At 58.4% G+C, this 18828-nt stretch carries 16 protein-coding genes and 1 pseudogene; 9 read left to right on the top strand and 8 right to left on the bottom strand.

Features of this window, described 5'->3' with window-relative positions; translation table 11 throughout:
• Positions 1-182: 182 nt before the first annotated feature.
• The 4 genes from NF685_RS00385 to NF685_RS00370 all read right to left on the bottom strand — a co-directional run bounded on the left by NF685_RS00385 (position 183) and on the right by NF685_RS00370 (position 7829).
• Entirely contained in the window at positions 183-1691 is a 1509-nt protein-coding gene (locus tag NF685_RS00385) for a hypothetical protein (RefSeq protein ID WP_222546368.1), read from the bottom strand.
• An 84-nt stretch (positions 1692-1775) separates the two neighbouring features.
• Positions 1776-3155, bottom strand: coding sequence for a hypothetical protein (locus tag NF685_RS00380; RefSeq protein WP_222546367.1), 1380 nt, complete (start codon positions 3153-3155; stop codon positions 1776-1778).
• The gene (locus NF685_RS00375; RefSeq protein WP_252848184.1) at positions 3145-5595 is read right to left on the bottom strand and encodes a hypothetical protein; all 2451 of its coding nucleotides are present in this window, start codon (positions 5593-5595) and stop codon (positions 3145-3147) included. The genes NF685_RS00380 and NF685_RS00375 overlap by 11 nt, the downstream gene beginning before the upstream one ends.
• Before the next feature lie 1388 nt (positions 5596-6983).
• Positions 6984-7829, bottom strand: a complete 846-nt coding sequence (locus NF685_RS00370) for an NAD(P)H-dependent oxidoreductase (RefSeq protein WP_222546365.1) — start codon at positions 7827-7829, stop codon at positions 6984-6986.
• 76 nt (positions 7830-7905) lie between these two features.
• Here NF685_RS00370 and NF685_RS00365 point away from each other — a divergent pair, with 76 nt between their 5' ends.
• Positions 7906-8844 (top strand): LysR family transcriptional regulator, encoded by a 939-nt coding sequence (locus NF685_RS00365; protein WP_252848183.1) that lies wholly within the window; start codon positions 7906-7908, stop codon positions 8842-8844.
• Between the two features lie 12 nt (positions 8845-8856).
• Here the strand turns inward: NF685_RS00365 and NF685_RS00360 are convergent.
• Positions 8857-9135, bottom strand: a pseudogene (locus tag NF685_RS00360) (transposase); the annotation flags it as partial.
• A 40-nt stretch (positions 9136-9175) separates the two neighbouring features.
• Between NF685_RS00360 and NF685_RS00355 the strand changes: the two are divergent.
• The 4 genes from NF685_RS00355 to NF685_RS00340 all read left to right on the top strand — a co-directional run bounded on the left by NF685_RS00355 (position 9176) and on the right by NF685_RS00340 (position 12700).
• Positions 9176-9880, top strand: coding sequence for an IS6 family transposase (locus tag NF685_RS00355; protein WP_031240370.1), 705 nt, complete (start codon positions 9176-9178; stop codon positions 9878-9880).
• A 723-nt stretch (positions 9881-10603) separates the two neighbouring features.
• Positions 10604-10873: a helix-turn-helix domain-containing protein gene (locus tag NF685_RS00350; RefSeq protein ID WP_023978166.1), complete on the top strand. Its 270-nt coding sequence runs from the start codon at positions 10604-10606 to the stop codon at positions 10871-10873.
• A gap of 358 nt (positions 10874-11231) precedes the next feature.
• Entirely contained in the window at positions 11232-11582 is a 351-nt protein-coding gene (locus tag NF685_RS00345; protein WP_023978167.1) for a hypothetical protein, read from the top strand.
• Positions 11583-12142: 560 nt separating this feature from the next.
• A complete protein-coding gene (locus NF685_RS00340; RefSeq protein ID WP_252848182.1) occupies positions 12143-12700 on the top strand; it encodes a phosphate-starvation-inducible PsiE family protein in 558 nt (185 codons plus the stop codon).
• 465 nt (positions 12701-13165) lie between these two features.
• Here the strand turns inward: NF685_RS00340 and NF685_RS00335 are convergent, their stop codons facing one another.
• Together NF685_RS00335 and NF685_RS00330 are read right to left on the bottom strand one after the other, a co-directional pair.
• Complete coding sequence (locus NF685_RS00335; protein ID WP_182999313.1) at positions 13166-13648, bottom strand: Hsp20 family protein; 483 nt, start codon at positions 13646-13648, stop codon at positions 13166-13168.
• Positions 13649-14125: 477 nt separating this feature from the next.
• On the bottom strand, positions 14126-14740 hold the full coding sequence (locus NF685_RS00330; protein ID WP_252848181.1) for a recombinase family protein: 615 nt from the start codon (positions 14738-14740) through the stop codon (positions 14126-14128).
• Between the two features lie 276 nt (positions 14741-15016).
• On the opposite strand from NF685_RS00330, the gene NF685_RS00325 reads away from it, so the two are divergent.
• Positions 15017-15862 (top strand): hypothetical protein, encoded by an 846-nt coding sequence (locus NF685_RS00325; protein WP_252848180.1) that lies wholly within the window; start codon positions 15017-15019, stop codon positions 15860-15862.
• 10 nt (positions 15863-15872) lie between these two features.
• Positions 15873-16778 carry a hypothetical protein gene (locus NF685_RS00320; protein WP_252848179.1) on the top strand — a complete coding sequence of 302 codons (906 nt, stop codon included), beginning with the start codon at positions 15873-15875 and terminating at the stop codon, positions 16776-16778.
• Positions 16779-16804: 26 nt separating this feature from the next.
• Here the strand turns inward: NF685_RS00320 and NF685_RS00315 are convergent, their stop codons facing one another.
• Entirely contained in the window at positions 16805-17404 is a 600-nt protein-coding gene (locus NF685_RS00315) for a recombinase family protein (RefSeq protein ID WP_252848178.1), read from the bottom strand.
• 300 nt (positions 17405-17704) lie between these two features.
• On the opposite strand from NF685_RS00315, the gene NF685_RS00310 reads away from it, so the two are divergent.
• Both NF685_RS00310 and NF685_RS00305 read left to right on the top strand, forming a co-directional pair.
• Positions 17705-18019, top strand: a complete 315-nt coding sequence (locus NF685_RS00310) for a helix-turn-helix domain-containing protein (RefSeq protein WP_252848177.1) — start codon at positions 17705-17707, stop codon at positions 18017-18019.
• Positions 18020-18284: 265 nt separating this feature from the next.
• Positions 18285-18812: a MobC family plasmid mobilization relaxosome protein gene (locus NF685_RS00305; RefSeq protein ID WP_252848176.1), complete on the top strand. Its 528-nt coding sequence runs from the start codon at positions 18285-18287 to the stop codon at positions 18810-18812.
• The last annotated feature ends 16 nt before the right edge of the window (positions 18813-18828 follow it).

Here is an 18828-nt window from a genome sequence, read left to right as displayed (position 1 = left end):
ATAAAATTGACAATCATTCGCCCTCTCTGCCAGACGCAGACGATTTTCGACAGAGGCGCGCAAGCGCTCGCTGCGTCTGAAGCTCCCAGTGCAACAAGACTTTGTTCTGAGATTGAATTCTGGCAGTCGTGGCTATCTGCAAAATTATGGGATCTGCGGCGACAGATCGAGGGTGATGTGAGTCACATCGTTGAGACCCGAGCATCCGATCTTTGCCATCCCAATCGCTTGGCGAGATGATCAAACATTGGTGTGGTGTCGTTCTCTGCACCACGTAAGCGCAGTCCCAACCCGATCAGAGCATTCCCGAGCATCAGTATCCGACTGCCTTCAGCGTGACCCTCCGATGAGAACTGGTCGACAAGCCAGGAGAACGCAGAGACACCGCCATATGTTGCTCGTGGCTCGAACAGCTTTTCTGCCTCGCCCACCTCGCCCAAGGCGTTAAGATTATAGGCAAACGGATAGGCCCGGCTAAGGCGGTCGAGCGGGGTCGCGTCCATGTGCGCGAAGCAATCGGCGATGCGATTGATCGCCCGATCGGAGATCGCATCGAGTTGGCCCGTGACCATCGCGGTCTCCACGATATAGGCATGTGACAAGCCGTTGAGGAAAAAGTTGGCACCGGGATCTACAATATCGAGAAAACGAACCAGATCGTCGACAATCACTCTCTCCGCGCCGATTTCCTCTGAAATCTTGCCAAGGTTATGCAAGGCGATGAGGTAATACAATCCCTGGTGCATCTTCTCCGCTGGTTCTAGCTCAGCCCATAGCGGCCTCAGTTCGGCCAGCCGATCGTGCCCCATCGTCACGTAGGATGTACGCCCCGAAACCGCGATCGCGTTCAGCATCGTTACACGCGGGTAGATCTTGACGTAGGCCGGCGAGATCGGCTGTGGAAAGCGCAGCGGAAAGTTAATCTCGTCATCTTGATCGACGTATTCTAGCACGTCCCTCATGAAATCATAACCGTCGTCGAAAATCATCCCGTCCAGTCCGACCGCTGACAGCACCGAAAACAGCATCGAGCATCCACGCCCCCTGAAAAAGGGGGAAGGAACGGTTTGGATCAGGCTTAGCGCCTCCCGGACACGATTGCGGCGGCCCGCAGTCAGTTTCTCTTGCAGTCCCGCCTGCCCCATCCCCAGAAAGAGCGACGTGTAGGCGAACAACTTCTCGTATTCACCGTGGTTGCCGGCATTCTCGTCCCTGATCTGGTCTGGTTGGATGCGATCGACCATTGCCAGCATCTCTTCGGCGAAATCGTACTCGGCATTGACCAGCAAGGCGATGTCGAGATGCAGTTTGGCAAAAGCGTCAAATAGTATACCAGCGCCGACGACAGCGTAATACGGATTTTTCTCTGACCGTAGCGCATCCGTGAGTTTGCATGTGGTCGTTATTAGGCGGTCGTTACTTACTACGACGTCCGGATTAGATACCTCAACTGCAAAATCTGCCAAGAGTAGCGCGAAACGTAGATAGCCTTTAGGGGCGGGAATTTTGCGAAGCAGGATATCACGCGCCTGATGAACGAGGGATCCGAGATGCTCATTATAATCGACGGGATACTGACCGAGGGAGAGCCCGCGTACCATCCTGCTCCAGGGCGTGCAAATAACACGAGATTCGGGAGCCAGAGCCGCCATACCGAAGCGCGACAATGCGGAATTGGGCGTTGTGACCATAATATTTTTCCTTCGAGGTGCCTCAGCGGCCGGCGACTATGTCCGCCCGAGAACTTGGTCTCAGGAGAGCCGTCAATTCGTTAGTTACGCTTCCATCATGTCTGCTGACGCCGGTTCGGATAGAGACGCTCCTCCGTAATCGGGCACGGGGATGCCTAGGAACCTCCTGCGCTTACCCTCGAGCATTTCGAGTGCCCAGTTTAACCAGCGGACTCCCTCGCAGAAGATAGCGACCGGGCGCCGCTGCACGAGATACGAGTCGATCAGGCTGCCGTCGAGTTCCATCTGGAAATGGAATGGCGGCATGGCGGTGAAATGAGCGCCCATCATGAAAACGAACCGGACCAGCCAATGCGGATCCTCGGCAACAGCGGCGGACTGGGGATTGTCGAGGTCATAGAGTTTGCGCATCACTGGCGCGAAGTAGCGCTCCATCCCCGTAACATCAGGACGTTCGTCGACATCAATGTTGCGCTCGGTCAGATCCTCGACCCTATAGGAGCGCTCATACGGATTACCCGGTTCATACCGGATTTCGACCTCTGGTGAGCGTCCCTCCCCGACCGAGACTGAAAGATCGAAGCGCTCGTGATGCACTTCGTCATAGTGACCGAGCGAATTGTGCCAAGGCTTGTTGTCGTACATTGGGTCGTCGCGCGTCTCAGCGCCTTCGCTGTTGAAACCGATCGCCCGCGGATCGAGGAACCGCAAATCGATCGAGGCTGCCGTAATCGCGTCTAGCGCGGCCTCGATATCTGCCGCCGGTGCGCTTGCCTCAATCAGCGCTTGAGCACGGACCAAAGGTGCTACGTCATTGATCTTGATATTTTCAGTATTGGTGTCACCCATGACGAGGGCATGGAAGTGTGGCTCGAGCATGTCGCAATAGGCCGCGTTTCCTCGCAGGATGCTCAGGATTGTCCGGAAGTTTCGGTAGCGTACCCCGTTGATAATAATGTGGCTCGTATCCAACAGCTTTTCGTTGAAAGTGTTTGGCGCTGTGCTGCGGCATAGATCAAGGCGGTCTTCGATCTTACGGAAATAGGAGGTCTCCAGGGTATTGCCAGGAGACCTTACACGCCGCAGGCTGTGCACGTCATTGCGCAGCACGAGAGCGATCTGCTCGTAGATGCGGGCTATGATCGCAGGCGGCGGGCTGCAACGCTCGACATAGCGGCTGACCTCCTCCCCCGGAACGAAGCTCATCTCATAGATTAGTTCCTTGAATGTGAGCCGGTCCGTTTCCTTTAGATAGTGGGTCGGCACCTGAATCTCGCGCTCAAGGATATCAAATACGTGCGGAAAGTAGCGCCGTGCCGGGTCCGGCAGGGCCTGCAGGAATTCAGCCTGCCGCTTGGCCTTGGTGAAGGGTGGCAGCATGACGCCGGTCCCCTCCGGATTCCAGCCGACTGCTATTAGGGCTTCGCTCAGGATCTTTCGAACGATGACATTCTCATGCTGCATGGTGGTCCTCCGCGGTGACGAACATGGTCATGGATTCACTACCGCCCTTCCCAAAACCCAGGACGCGCTCGCCCAGTTTGACGTAGGAAAAAACTGTACTGCTAAGAATCTTCCGGCCGCGCGCGAAATGCAGAACACGCTGGTTGTCGCTGGTGAGGGACGAAACACAGCCATGTTCCAAAGCTTCGAGGGACGCGTTATGGCTGCGTTGAGCTATCTGCTCCGCTGTAGATACGACGGTTACCGCGCTGCCATAGGGTGCCGTGTCGAATATCCCCTCGCCGGGATCCGCGCCCAGGCAAACAATCTGGACATCGCCGTTGAGACGAAGCGAACAGCGCCGTTGTTTAGCAAGGGGAAGTTCAAACAGGCCCCGCGTAGCGGACGCAATATCCTTGGCCGCCGTCATCGGTACGCCAGCCGCCGAGACAAGGGGGGCCGAAGCTTCCCGAAGCCGCCTTAGAACGTCATTGTGTCCGGTATTGAACGTTGTGTCCACCTGGATAGCACCACGCAGGTAATCGGAATACAGCGTTACGGCGTCTTTGGGATCCAGCGCATCCGCAGCGCAGAGCGCTACGCACCATCCTAATACGTCGCCGCTCGCGAAATAATAGTCGTGTGAAAGGAAAATCGCCGGACGTTCCGCCCGCAACAGGATCAACAGTGCAAGCTGATGGAGGATCTGAAACGTCGCAACTGCCTGCGGGGACATCACCGCGGCCTGACCCGGCCCCGCTGCGGTGATGTCAAACGACAGCGCGGACGTGAACTTCTCATAGAGTGCTGCGACCTCATCATGATGTTCAGCCATGCGTCTGGCACTGCGGATCAAGTCAAGCACTGGAGCGTCGTCCAAACGGCTGAAATAAAAGACCAGTGCTTCCGGCGTCCAGCGACCAGCAGAACACCGGGCCGTCACCGAACCGTCCGGCTTGAGGACTTTGATTTCTGTAGTCACCCGCCCCAGCGTATGGCTATCACCCACGACACTTTTCTTCGCCTGTACCTGAAGCGCAAGTTCTCCTCCCGCGAGGTCGAGATCGTCGCGCGCGGCGGAGGTGTGCTGGTAGATCTCCAGAAACCGTCGTAGAGAGGGTGATAAAGAACTCGGGGCAGTCACTTGAAAGGTAGCAACCATACGTGTGAATTCCCGGAGCATGAATTCCCGAACCACCGGATAGCGTGCCGGCACGCCAAACATTCGCCTCAACACGGCCAAATCACCGTCTTGGAGATGTGCCCTCCCAGCGGTATCTCGCGCTGTAACGCAGTCAATCTGCTGCAGCAGCGTTGCGGCCGCCACGAGGGCGTCTGTATTCTCCTGTCCGCCAGCATAGGCGATCGCCGGCAGAGTGAGACCATTGTCTACCAGAAGCTGCACCGATTTGCCGCCTTGGCCAAGTTCCAGCACGATATTGCCGCCGACATGCTCGCAATTGTTGGCGGTCCAGCGCGATTCCATAACGGAGTCGATGATGGATAAAACGGCATCGCGCACGTCCGCAGCCTTATGGACGATACGATTGGCATGATTGCAGATCAGCGGCGTATGTGCATTCTGGAACCGGATGCCTTCGCTGTCCATCATCCGAGCGAATGCTTCCCGGACCGGCGCCATGCGGGCAGCATGGGCCATGAAGCACGTCGGCTCTTTCAACTCTGTCACCGCGACGTCCGCAAAGTTGCGCATGAAGAGCCCAAAGCTTTCCCTTGCACCCGTCCGGACATAGATATTCGCTTGATTCGCGGCGTATGTCTTGTGCAGCTCCACGTCGGACACGTCATAGACATCACCGATTGCCACCAAGACGCGATTCAAGGTGTCCGGATGACCCGTCAGCGCCACGACATGAGCGGGCTGGAGCACAAGAGGTTGTGTGACGCCAACAGCGGCCAGCATTTCGGCGACACGCACCTGCAGGGCTGACGGCGATGACACGCCTTCGGCGCCGACGAGGATGAACGGGGCCAGCGCATGGGCAAGTTTTGCGCCGTCGGCTAATGACAAGGCGCCCGCGGCGACAGCCGCAGTGATGATGCCGAAGCTTTCGCCGGTGAACGACACAAAATGAATGTCCGTCCCGTTTCGTTGCAAGACATCGACGAGATAGCGGTGCAAGGCGATCCCGTGAGCCAGCAGCGCGGCTCCCAGGAATGCCTGTCGCTCTATCCGATCATCAGGAATATTCGAATCCCGCAAGACGAGGCACTCGGGATCACAGCCCAAAGCTGCCCCTGCTTCCGAGAAGACTTGTCGAACAACAGGCACGCCACACTCGAACAAATCACGTTCGAGTTCGCGATACGCCGCGCGGCTGCCTAGTCCGGGAAAGAAACCGACTGGCCGCATCGCGTTAAGGCCAGGCGCAGGCGTCTGCTCAACTGACTGGCCTTTAATAGTAGTTTCACGGGCTTCATTTTTCGGACTGCTGCTCATTGGCACTAACCTCTTCGGAAAACAGTCTTTTGATATCGGTGCGTCCGACGGTGTTCTTCGCGTTCACTGCAATGGGCGGGTGGTGAACTGAGCCCTCATTCCCAGGGCTCTGACTAGAGTGACGCAAATCAGATCTGAACGGATGGAGCCGTCGGCGACGCCCATTCTTGCAATTCATCCTATGTTTGAGTCAACGACTTATTTGTTGGTTCGCTTCATAAGCTGATTTTGATTATGAAAGTATTGGCCTGGTAGGAAGGATACTCGAACGTTCTTGCATGGCGAGCGGGCTACAGGCATGCTGCGCGGCTAGGAAACGCTTGCGTCCGATCAAAACAACTGTCTCGCGGGAGATTTATCCCGCTCCTTCGTGACGAACGAAGGTTTGACACGGCCTCATGGTCGAGGACGCAGGCTCCCCTCAATCAGGCATCCTTGGACGTTGTCAAAAACAAGGCCAAAGTTACGATCTCAAATCTCTCCAATGCAACGATTATCACCAGGGAGAGCTTGATATCCGTCTGATCCGTCTGGCAGGAACTTCATGCAGAGGCGGATCAGATTACGTTCGCCTGATCAGCATGTTCATAGCTCTGGATGGAAGCAGGCATTTTGGCCGGAGATGTGCTAGTCAGCCATTTATTAAGCCGTCTCCGGTCAACCAGCAGGTTGCAAGGCGAAGCCCCCGGCACGCCAAAAAACGCTACGGGCCGACAAACCACGACGGCTGTTCAAACGAGTATTGAACGGCGCAGCATTGGTTGTTGTCTTCGCTTCGAATGATTGGTTGGTCCTACTCACGCGTGACATCCGCATCCCTTCACGGTCACGTACGTCCGCCACATACAGCACTCGACTATTGCAGTATGAGGTCAACCCATCCGTTCGGACAGTATTGTGGTCCTGCTATGCGATCTATGGATACGGTCGTATGGCCCGTTTCGTTGCTGCTGACGTATCATGACCCTTCTCATCAGGCGTTCCTCCGGCCTGCGGTTGCTCTCGTTTTCGCTGATGCACGTTTCTGAACCGAGGTGTCGTAAATTGTGAGCCCGAGTCCGTATCGAAGATCTTCGGTGCGTCGTAGCGGATCAGAGACTTCCAGTGCGTCTCAATGCGAAATTCGTCAGCCATTGTGTGCGAAAACCGCCGGTACACCACCTTGCGGGTTGCCTAGTTATGATCGCCATTAGGCAAAGAGGTCCCTTTTGCGTCGAGATACAGGCAATATCCCAGCGCCACACCTAGTCCATCTGGTTGATCTCCATATTCCGCGATGGATATGGAGACCTCCGATGCGCAGAATGGGGTACAGTCACACTCGACTACTGGTAGATCTTTTTTCCAACTGTCCGCGCCATGAGACGACGCGCTTACTTGCGTTGAGCTCAAATGTAGCTGGCTACTTCGGCAGTATCCGTTCGGGACGCACCGAGATCCTCATTGGGATCGCCAGGCTGCACCAGATGGATCCGCACACCTGTCTCATCACCACCAAGACCGGGCTTGAGCACTTGCTGGCCGTCGTAGTGGCCGCCATTTTGAGTGCGATACGGGATCGGCGTGTCGGTGAAGAGATTTTCCATCCGGACCTTGAAGGCGGCGGCGACTTCGAGCCAACGCTCTTTCGACATGCGGTCACTTTGATAAACCGGGAAGGGCTCCATGACCGCCATACCCGGATAAAAGAGCTGCCCATGCTGAATGGGCCACAGGATCTCATCCAGACGGCCATTCACGCCGCGTTCACTATAGTGCGGCTCGCGACCCCCAATGTTGACGACAACCATCGCCCGCCGCCCGGCGAGCGTCCCTTCGCCGAAGCGGTCACCCCAGCGCTCTCCACCGTGCTCACCGACACCGTAGGCGAAGCCAAGCGCATAGACGCGCTCGACCCAGCCTTTTAGGATCGCCGGCGTGCTGTACCACCACAGCGGGAAGGTGAGAATAACCGCATCCGCCCACAGTAGCTTCTGTTGCTCGGCCACGACGTCAGCGGGCTGCGTGCCCGTTGCAAAGGCGTTACCCGATTCAGATGCATAATGCAGCCTGTCGGCGTTCTTACGCGTTGGGAAATCAGCTGCGTCGGCGACAGCCTTCCAGTGCATGGCATACAGGTCCGAAACCTCTACCTGATGGCCCTGCGCGGTCAGTGTCTCAACCGCAAGGTTCTTCAAGGAACTGGTGAGTGACTGGGCTTCGGAATGGGCATGGACAATCAGAACGTTGCTCATACGGCGATCCTGAACAAGAAGTGGAAGAGGCGGCTTTCGACCGTTCGCCTTGAAGTTAGGAGCCTGCTCGTCATTCTTGAAATCAAATATTCTATGTGCTGGTATCCACGGTATGGATACGAGCCGGCTCGACTTTAATCTGCTTGTTACTCTCGACACGCTGCTGGCCGAGAGAAATGTCACCCGTGCTGCTCGGCGATTGAACATGAGCCAGCCTGCACTGTCGACGCGCTTGTCACGCTTACGCGACATCTTCGACGATCCGCTGCTAATTCCGAAGCAACGCGGGATGGTGCCGACACAGAAAGCGCTGGAATTACAGCCGCGTTTACACGAGGCACTCGAAGCCGTCCGCCAAGTCGTGGCAACAGACACTGCATTTGATCCATCCCGGGCGAAGGGCACCATCCGTGTTGCAGCCAGCGATTACACGCAAAGCGCCCTGCTCCTGCCGTTGGTCCATATCTTACGGCGCGAAGCGCCTGGTCTTCGTATTGCGTGGCTCAACCTCGACCTCACGGCGCTGCACAGCCAGATGGAGCGCGGAGTGGTTGATCTCGCCATAGACCTGCCGCAAGTGGAGCCAGGGCAGTTGCGGATGCGTGCGTTTTGTCGTGAAGACTATGTTCTGATTGCGCGAAACGGGCACCCTCATATCAAGAGCACTATCGATCTCGACCTGTTTTGCTGTCTTGATCACATCATCGTATCACCCGACGGGGGGGGCTTCGCCGGACCCACCGATACTGTTCTCGAAGCTATGGGCCGCTCACGACGTGTTGTGCTCTCCACCCCGGGCTTCCTTATCGTTCCCCGGATCGTCGCGAACTCTGATATGATCGCAGTCGTGCCAGCGCGAATTGTCCGTGAGGAAAGAGGGCGGCTGCAGGTTCTCAATCCGCCGATCAGTGTACCAGGTTTCGAACTAGCGTTGCTTTGGCATGACCGAACTACGACGCATCCGGTGCAGCGATGGGTGAGAGAGCGATTAACCCTGCTCGTTAGAAACATCTAGAGCGTTTTCCTCTCAATCTGGCTCGTATCCAGCGGCGGTGAAGAAGTTGGCGCATTCTGCGGGCGCGACCTGATCGATGAGTTTGCCGATCCTGTTCCAAAGCCCGTCTCGGGTGCGTTCGGCGGCGCGGCGGAGATGGGCCTTGAGTTTGGAAAACGCCATCTCGATCGGGTTGAAGTCCGGGTTGTAGGGCGGCAGGAACCGCAGGCTGGCTCCGGCGGCCTCGATCGCCGCCTGCACGCCCGGCCCCTTGTGCGAGCCGAGATTGTCCATGACGACGATGTCGCCGGGGGGTGATGTCACGTTAAGTGCGGCGTGTTAGACGCTGACGATGAGAGCGTTATGTGTGAGCTACAAACGGCATCGATTTCCGCGTGGACTGATAGCGCATGCGGTGTGGCTCTATTTCCGCTTTCCCCTGAGCTTTCGTCTTGTGGAGGAGATGCTGCTCGAGCGGGGGATCGTGGTTTCGTATGAGACGATCCGTCGCTGGAGCCTGAAGTTTGGCACAGCTTACGCTCGCTCCCTGCGACGCAAGGCGGCAAGACCGGATGATATTTGGCATCTGGACGAAGTGCGGATCGTGATCCGTGGCCAGCCTCACTGGCTGTGGCGGGCAGTCGATCAGGACGGTTATGTTCTCGACGAGATCCTGCAGACCCGTCGGAACACCAAGGCAGCAAGGCGTCTACTGACCCGGCTTTTAAAACAGCAGGGGGTGCGCCCCGGTCGCCTGATCACCGACAAGCTGAAATCCTATGGAGCAGCCAGACGCAGAATGCGTCTTTCCGTAGGGCACCTCTCGCACAAGGGGCTGAACAACCGGGCAGAGAACAACCATCTTCCCTTGCGAAAACGCGAACGCATTATGCAGCACTTCCGTTCACCAGGCGGATGCCAGCGTTTCGTGTCCGTCTTCTCAGCCATCCGCAATCTCTTTGTTCCACCTGCCTCCATCACCACCGCTCTTTCGCGCCACATCCATCGGATCAGCGCCTTCGCTCAATGGAGCAGCGTAACCGCTCTCAGCATCTGAATATCCCTTCCACGGGCTTTGGCTAACCCCCGTCAGTTAACGTGACATCACCGAGACGGGCTTTGGGACAGGATCGGCAAACTCATCAATCAGGTCGCGCCCGCAGAATGCGCCAACTTCTTCACCGCCGCTGGATACAAGCCAGATTGAGAGGAAAACGCTCTAGAAACGCTGGACGATGTCGCGTTCGGCGCTTCGACGCCCGTCGTACCGAAGAAGCTGACACCGACCGACCCGGCCGCGCGCTTCACGGCCGTCATATTGAATCAGATCACCGCCAGATTAGGAATCCCTGTCGATTCTATCCGCGCAGAAAACGCTCTAGACAGATGGTGGCCGGAAAACCCCGAGCCACCATCATAGAAATAAAATATATTGATTTTCTGCGATCATCGCTATGACGGTTAACGAAAATCAACAAAACCCATGTAATTTCTGTCTACAACACCGCCACAGAAAATAAATGCAAATAAAAATAATAAACTTATTTATGAAAAGAATCTGCATTTCGTACCCTCTTGACGAGGCAAGCATCTCTTCCAATCTTGCTTTCGCTGGAGGCCATCGGGTCCGGCATAGGCTCTGTGAGCCAGACAACTGAAATCCATGTTGCTTTAATCGGAGGATGTGGATGTCGACACTGAAAGGACTTTATTCCCGCTATCGCCGCTCCTTGCGCACAGCCGCTCGGAGATGGCGCAACCGACTAGAGGGAGGCGTATCATGGTAACGCGCGCCCTTTTCGGAGACGATCCGCTCGCTCCGCGTGCCCTCTCCGTGCTCCGCCGCCTCGGTCATGACGGACGTGGCGTGACGCTAACATCTCTGGTGGCCCATACCGGTATACCGGGGATCAGACTTCGCTCCACGCTGGAACGCCTGGTCCAGGCGGGCGCGGTCGCCCCTGCCGGGTGTGATCCCCTGGCCTCTGATCTCGCGTTCCGTCTCCCCATGCGGGCAAGAGCCGCACCGCCAGTTCCGGTCGCGGCGTAAGGCACTGACCGCGCCGGTTAGATCAGAAACGCCTTCTCCGAGCGGAAGCGCCATCTTTTCTGGAACGACCGCACGAATGAGAGGGTGGAGCCGGGCCTTCCATCGGAGGCCCCGCGTCTCTGAAGGTGAGGTTGAAAGCAGGGAGAATAGGGAGATGTCGAGTTTTATCCAGTTTCTCAACCTGAAGGCGCTTCAGTACTATTGGAATAACCATCCTCCCGTGCCCTGTTCACTTGGGACGATGGGGCCAGTTTGGTCGCATTCCGCCGGAGAGACGGAGCGAGCGGAACAGACGGCCAAGCAACCTCGGCGCCTTCGGCAGAGGGAGAGACCACACGTTGCTGTGGGTCTCGTCCTCATGCTGCTGGTCGGAATGGCCTCGCAGGCATCGGCTCATGCGCCGCATGATGTGCTGTCGTGCGAGACAGAAAAGCAGCCGGTAAACATTCCATCCATGCCACTGGCCCGCGCCATCGAGATATTGGGCCAGCAGACCGGGTGCCCGGTCCTTGTCGACCCAATCCTTATGGATGGCCGGACCTCGGCAGCCGTCAAGGGTGCCTATACGCCTCAGGCCGCCCTCCTGCATCTGTTCGGGTCCGTGCATGTCGACGTCACCGCCACTGTTTCGGGCTTAAGCGTCAGCCCTCTGGATGCGACGGCTCTAACATCGGGCCACGCGCGCCCCGGCCTGAGGACTGCATCATGACTCTTCACACGGACAGGCCGAACAGAATTAAGTCGCTTTCGACCGTTCAGATCGGCACAAATCTGGCGGTCTTCTTGGCCGACCATCTCAGCGACCAGGAAAAAGACCAAGGATATAACGGCGTCGGGCGGCCGATCGCCGGATTTACGATCGGGTTTCTCGCTGGAAAACCGCGTCAGATCCGGAAGGGACGACCGTCGCCGTGATCCGAAAACTCCTGCCTGGCGCTGACCGCACGCACATGGACAAGGCCTTGGGCTGGTCGCGGTCGTTGGGAGACCTCGAAAACCAGCTGACATCGGCCTTGCCAAAGGCCGTGTGAGACCATGCCAGAACATTGTCCTGTCGTCTGCCATGCTGGCACCGGCTCTGACCCGGATGTGCGCCGGACGCGAGCGCTGTTTCTTCTCCCGAGAAGGAAGCAGCGGAGGCGGTTCGAACGGGCGGTGAGCGCCCATGATCCGTAACGTGTCCTGCATGGGGACATTCTCCATCACTAAAAGAAAAACCAGACCCAGGACGTGGGAACTATAACGCAATTAATAGATGGGAAAACGGCTATGGAAGACCTCTCCATGAAACGTTCCTGGCAGAGCAGGGACTGGTCCCGCTTCATCAAGCTGTTCAGGGGCCTGACATTCTACGAGGGTTTTGAACAGGCGATCATTCTGACCCTGATTGCGCTCATCATGCTGGTCACCGCCATCGCGACGATTCATCTGATCGGCGCGGTATGGCATCTGGTCGTCGATGTCGGAATCGATCCGATCAACCAGACGACCTTCCAGGCGATTTTTGGCGCAATCTTTACTGTTATCATCGCTCTTGAGTTCAAACACTCCCTGCTGGTCGTTCTTGCCCAGCATGAGAACGTCATCCGGGTGCGGACCATCGTCCTGATCGCCCTCCTGGCGATTGCCCGCAAATTCATCCTGCTGGATCTGCATGATGTGACTGCCATGGAACTGTTCGCTCTCTCGGCGGGTGTTCTTGCGCTGGGCATCGTCTACTGGCTGGTCCGCGAGCAGGATGCGCGTGTCGCGCGCGATGCCAGGGAACAGGCGCATCTCGAAGATAATCCTGCGGCCCGCTGTGAGCCTGAACGGTCTTCATCCTGAAGAATCGAGGTAAAGGCGGTCTATAACGCCGCCTTTACTCAATCCCCACTACGTCCCGTGCGATGAGGACGTCTTCTTCGCCGTCTCTGACCCTGACGGTGCCAGATGATCTGTGTCGATGGGCCAGAACGGCGGAATGAATTGTCCGGGATAATAGACCGGCCCCTTGTAGTTCTGATCCAACTGGCTTGCGTTCAAGCTGTCGACCAGCATATCACCTGTGCCGTCTTCGTAATGAGTGCGAGCCCCGGTTTTGGGGATTGTGGACGTTCCCTCAGTCGCCCTCGCATCGAACGATGTTGCAGCCGTCCGGACAATATCACCAGCATGTGCGCCCGACTGGCTCAGTAGAGACAAGCTCAGAGCAGCGCACGACAGAGATATTTTCATCCTCTTCACGCTCATGACCTTTCGAGATTCTCCCCCGGCCGGATGAATGGCCGGGGGAGAGTTTTCGTCACGCCATCAGGCTGCCTCTTTCCGCGCCTCGATCTGGGGCACGGCTTCCTCCGCACGTGTTGTAGAGGACGTAATCGCGATACGACGCGGCTTCATAGCTTCGGGTATCTCACGTTTCAGGGTAATGGACAGAAGTCCGTTCTCGAAGTGCGCATCGGTGACTTTCATATGCTCGGCCAGATCGAAGCGGCGTTCGAATTCTCTGCCCGCAATACCCCGATGGAGATATTCGGCGGCGCTTTGCGGCTCCGGCGCCTTTCGTCCTGTCACGACAAGAGTATTGCGCTCCTGTGTGATCGTAAGGTCGTTCTCGGCAAGTCCGGCAACCGCCATGTCAATCCGGTAATCATCCTCACCGGTCTTGACGATATCGTAAGGCGGCCAGTTATCGACCGTCGGAATCCGGCTGGCGAGATCAAGGGCATTGAGCATTCTGTCAAAACCCACGCTCGAACGGAACAGGGGAGCAAAATCAACGGTGGCTCTCATAGCCATATCCTCCTTTGAGCAACATGGACACAAGATCAAAACTGATAGTTCTGTCTGCCGACCCCTTCGGCGGCCGGCAAATTCAATCTGGGAACTCCGTGCATGGTGTCAAGAGGCATCAAAAATGCAGAAAGGCCGGTTTGGGCGTCCTCTATCGTTCGCGTTTTCATTGCCTGCGCGTCTTCGCGAGTGAGACGGACCCATGCCCGTTTCACGAGCATCGTGCTATAAAGCATCATCGCGTGTTCACTGCCAGGGTTTTCTCACGACAGGGTCTGGCTTGGGCCCGCATCGGGCCAAGACCACCGCGTCCGAAGCGCTGATGCGACGAATTGCCCCCGTTCATATATTTTCGGGACTAGCTAAAGATGTCCGCTCCTGCGCATCAGCACCGCAACGCCGACCTTTCGCGCCAAACCCCGCGCCTCTAGCCACGTTCTTCTGTCCCGGAACCGGTCATTATCGTGTCGGTGTCAATCAGACCGACCGGGCGGCCCGGACACCTGTCCCGGAACCTCCGTTTCCGGAACACTTTCCCCCGCAGGAAACCGCGCGCCAGATCGTGGTTTTCGAGACGCCCATGATCTTTGCAATTTCGTGCAGAGATTTTCCTGATGCGTGCAGTTCAACCGCGTGCCTGCACTGCCTTTCGGTCAGCCGCGCAGGCCTCCCCAGCCGTGACCCGCTACGCCGGGCCGCCTCCAGTCCGGTCCGCGTTCGCTCACGGATAATCTCGCGCTCGAACTCCGCAAACCCGGCAAGGATGGTCAGAAAGAGCTGCCCGTTTGCCGTGCCGGTCTCGATCCCGACATCGAGAAGCCTCACGCGCACCTGACGTTCCACGAGAGTGCCCACCAGCCCCATCACGTCGAGCATGGTCCGGCCCAGCCGGTCGAGACGCGCTGCAACGAGACTGTCGCCCGGCTGCAGCTTCGCCAGCAGCCCTGACAGACCCGGTCGTGATGCCGCCGGAACCCCGCCGGAAACCGTGTCGAGCACGATTTCCCTCACCCCTTCCCGCTCGAGTGCCACCAGTTGCGGATCATGCGTCTGTTCATCGGTCGAGACGCGCGCATAGCCATACCGTGTCATGAAAACCCCCTCGCTGATTTCGGAACACGGTTTGGAGACAGGACACCCGGCCCGATGCCGAGCCGTCCCGAAACCGACGGATTGTGAACCGGTCATCACCAACCGGCCAGGACAGGGTCGAGCCGCCACAAAGTCAGTCAGAGCAAGGGTTTTGCAAGGTCGGGCTTCCGCTCACCCATAACCCCACCATTGTCCTGTCATGGCTTTCGGGGTGGCTCAGACTGACACCTGCCCCGGCCCTGTGATGGCCTGCGTCACATCACTCCGGGGGAAACCATGAAACGCGTCATCGCCTGCCTCTTGCTGTCTGCGGCCTCAGCGCCGCTTGCTCAGGCTCAGGATATGGAGGCTTTCCGCCGCAACATGGTCAATGCGGCCAATGCGCTTGGTCAGGGGCACGTCGCGCAACCTCCAACCTCTCCTGCGACACAGGATAATGGCGGCGTCGCGCTCACGCAGAAGCTCACCTATTCAAGAATGAGCAATGCGCTCGGTCAGGCCTCCATACTCGGTCTCTCGCTCGGCATGTCCGCGCCCGAAGCTACTACCGTGCTGCGCCAGTACTGCCAGACAGAACCAAGCATCCGGACCGAGACGCTACGGACATCGCATAAGGGCGTGGATATCGAGAGCCAGCCCTATCCGGCATCGCTGGCCTGCCAGCGCGAGAACGACAGGATCGATGTCACCCTCGCTCCACCGGTCATGGGCGGCGTGGTGACCCGCGTCGAGCGCACTGTCTCCTACCCGCCTCTTAATGCACCCGGATACGATACCCTCAAGACCGAACTCAATGCGCACTACACGGCGCATCTGCCGCCGCTATCGGGCGGGAGTGCCACGACCGCGCTCTACGCTCTCAAAAACGGCAACGTCATCGAGAAAGCAGATGGCACCGGGATTGATCCTTCGCCCTCGTCAGACCCGCGCGCTGCCACGACACAGGCCTGGCTGCGCATCGCTGTCAGCGTCGTCCCGCAAAACCCGTCCGCCGTGCGCAGCCTGACCCTCACGACCGAGGATATCGGTGCCGAACAGGCGATCACAGCCGAGATCATCCGGCAGCTCAATGCAGCCATCGACGCCAAACTCGCGCATGCCACCGCGAAGCCCGCCCTGTGAGGACAGACCGATGAACCATCCCTCCTCCTTGCCCAGCGCTGGTGATACCCATGACGCCAGCTCCGCAGCCCATGCACCCACTGATTCACAGCCGGGCGCTGCCAGTCGCGGCACAATCATCCGTATTCCCGACGCCCAGCCGGGCCTTCTCGTGTCTGACGGGAAACAGCATGAGTTTATGCTCTCCGGCATCTGGCAGGGACCAGCAGCTCCGGCCCTGAACCAGAAAGTCAGCTTTACCCTGACACCGGAAGGACGCATCGCGTCCATCCATGTGCTGGGGCGTGATGTCCTGGCCAATAAGACGCTGAGCGCATTCGGTCAGACCCTGCGCAGCAATGGTGGCTCAGTGGGAGCTGTGATGTTGCCCTATCTGCGCCAGCAGAGGGACCGCATGACCCTGCCTGGCATGGTCATGTCAGGTGCCTTGCTGCTTGGGTTCTACATTCTGCCTGGATGGACGCTCGATGCGGGTAACACCATGCTGGGCATGAGGCTCGATTACACGCTGAACCAGCTGCTCGGTGTTCAGACGGGTGGCGCGGACATCACTATGACATTCGGCTTCTGGCGTCTGCTCGGCTGCGCCATCACGCTCCTGCCCTGGGTGACACCATGGCTCGGTTTTGCCCGGGCGCGTCTGCTCAATCCCCTGCCGATACTCCTGCTGCTCGCCCTGCCTCTGGTCGTGCATGCGAGGCTGCATCATCTCGCAAACGAAGCAGCCCAGAGCACGGGTCAGCTTCTTGGCGGTTTTGGCGGTAGTGCCGCCATGCAGCATGATTTGCAGGCCATGGTACAGAAACAGGCCACCGCGCTGGTTGATGCGACCTCATGGAACAGCGGCTACTGGCTTGCGCTTGTCGCCGCCTGCGGTCTGGCAGGTCTCACGCTGGTGCGAAGGCCCCGTCATTGAGGCAACACACCACTCCAGCGTCAGGCTCAGGCTGCGGCGCTGGAGGATTGCGTGGCCTGCCGCGGACCGGCCTCACCCTGCAGCGCTCGATGCACGGTGGCGCGCCCGACATTCATGACGGACGCGATGTCCCGGATGGACAGACCCTGTGCCGCCAATGCCCTGACATGCCGGGTCTGCGCCGGTGTCAGGGCACGGGGCCGTCCGATGTGACGCCCCGCCGCTCGCGCTGCAGCAATCCCCGCCCGGGTACGTTCGCGAATGAGCTCGCGTTCAAACTCCGCAATGGCCATCAGGATAGTGAGGAACAGGCGTCCATTGGCCGTGCCCGTCTCGATGCCCAGCGAGAGAATACGCACTCTGACGTTGCGCTCATCCAGCGCGGAGACGAGCTGCAGCATATCGATTGCATCGCGCCCGAGCCTGTCGAGACGCACCACCACAAGACTGTCGTGAGGTTGAAGCCGGTCCAGCAGCGAGGCGAGAACGGGACGCTCTCTGGCGGGCACGGCACCTGACACGGTCTCAACAAAAATCATGTCCAGCTTTTCGGCTTCGAGGGCGGGAAGCTGGGCATCGACACTCTGCATATCGGTCGACACACGGGCATATCCATAGCGCGCCATGACTGCGTTCTCCTTCTCGAGACGACAGATAGCGGCGTTCTTAGGTCACAGTCAACATATTTGGACTCCAAATCATATTTGGACTCCCTACAATCCTATATGGACTCGCAATTAGATTCTCAGCACCCTAACCCGCGAAAAAACACCGGCCTTTTTTCAGAAAACCGACTGAACGCCTTCCGAAAGCAGCTCATATGATGCAGTATCGGCATTAATATCCCTGCCCTTCTTTCTGTCCCTACCGCCTGTCTCTCTCCCTCTTCTCTTCCATCTCCTGCCCTTACCTCTACGGAGCCCTCCATGACGCTTGTTGCTTCACAATGCCGTGCCGCCCGCGCCATGCTGGGGCTCTCGCAGCGTGACCTGGCCAGGATGGCCGAGATGGCGCATCGCACCGTGGCCGATTTCGAGACAAATGCCCGCACACCCCATATCCGCACGCTGCGGGCCATGCGTGAGACGCTGGAGGCCTGCGGGGCAGTGTTCATCCCGGCGGATGAGCAGTTCGGCCCCGGTGTGAGACTGAAGGCCGTCGAGGAACCGAAGACTGCCGCCGATGCCGCTGCCAATGCTGATACCGCCGAGACTGCCTCACAGGAAACCGCGGAAAACTGAGGTAAGCCCTCCGGGAGAGCGGAGGGGACAGCCCGCAAGAGAGCGGTTTCCTCGCAGACGGAGGGCAGAAAATTCCTGTCATTATGCTCGGTGTTTGTCAGAAGTCGCCTGCTCTTTCCGGCATTCGTTCCTGTCTTGTTCTATCATGAGCTCGTGGGTTGGCTCCCCTGAGCCAGCAGTGCTTCGTGGCTACCCGTTGGGTGCACGAAGCAGCTGGCAAGGGGGCTGTCGCCCCCGTTGACCCCCTTGATGGAAAGCGCATCCCATGTCTGCCTCACCCCATGTTCCCGTCCCGGTGACGCCTTCCGTCCCCAGCCTGTCCCGCCCTGCCCGCTCCTCCCGCCTGTCGGTTCGTGCCTCACCTGAGGAGCTGGCTGACTGGGCCGGCGCAGCGCGTCTTCTGGGTCATGAGACCACAGCCCTCTGGGTGCGATCCCTGCTGAAAGAGGCCGACCTGACCGGTCACGACGGGCTGGCGGTGAGCGTCTCCTTGCGCAAGCTGCGGGGCGAGCTTGGGCGCATTGGCAACAACCTCAACCAGCTGGCCCATTCTGCCCATTGTGGTGACGCTGTCCGGGCGGGGAATGTTCTGGATGCGCTGGAAGAGACAAAGGACCGGGTCGATGTCCTGCTCAAATCCCTGCGGGTGACGAGGACAAGGAGGACGTCCCGACAGCGGGAGATGGTCGAACCAGAAACAGAGGCGGAGGCGGAGGCGGAGGCGGAGGCGGAGGCGGAGGCGGAGGCGGAGGTGTCCAAGCCGATAGCGACCGCCCCCACAACACTACACTAAGCCCCCTCGAACTCCG

It is taken from the genome of Asaia lannensis NBRC 102526, assembly GCF_024054035.1.
In the GTDB taxonomy this organism is placed as follows: domain Bacteria; phylum Pseudomonadota; class Alphaproteobacteria; order Acetobacterales; family Acetobacteraceae; genus Asaia; species Asaia lannensis.
Note: the sequence above shows the minus strand (reverse complement) of the source record. Positions and strands in the feature narration are given on the sequence as shown.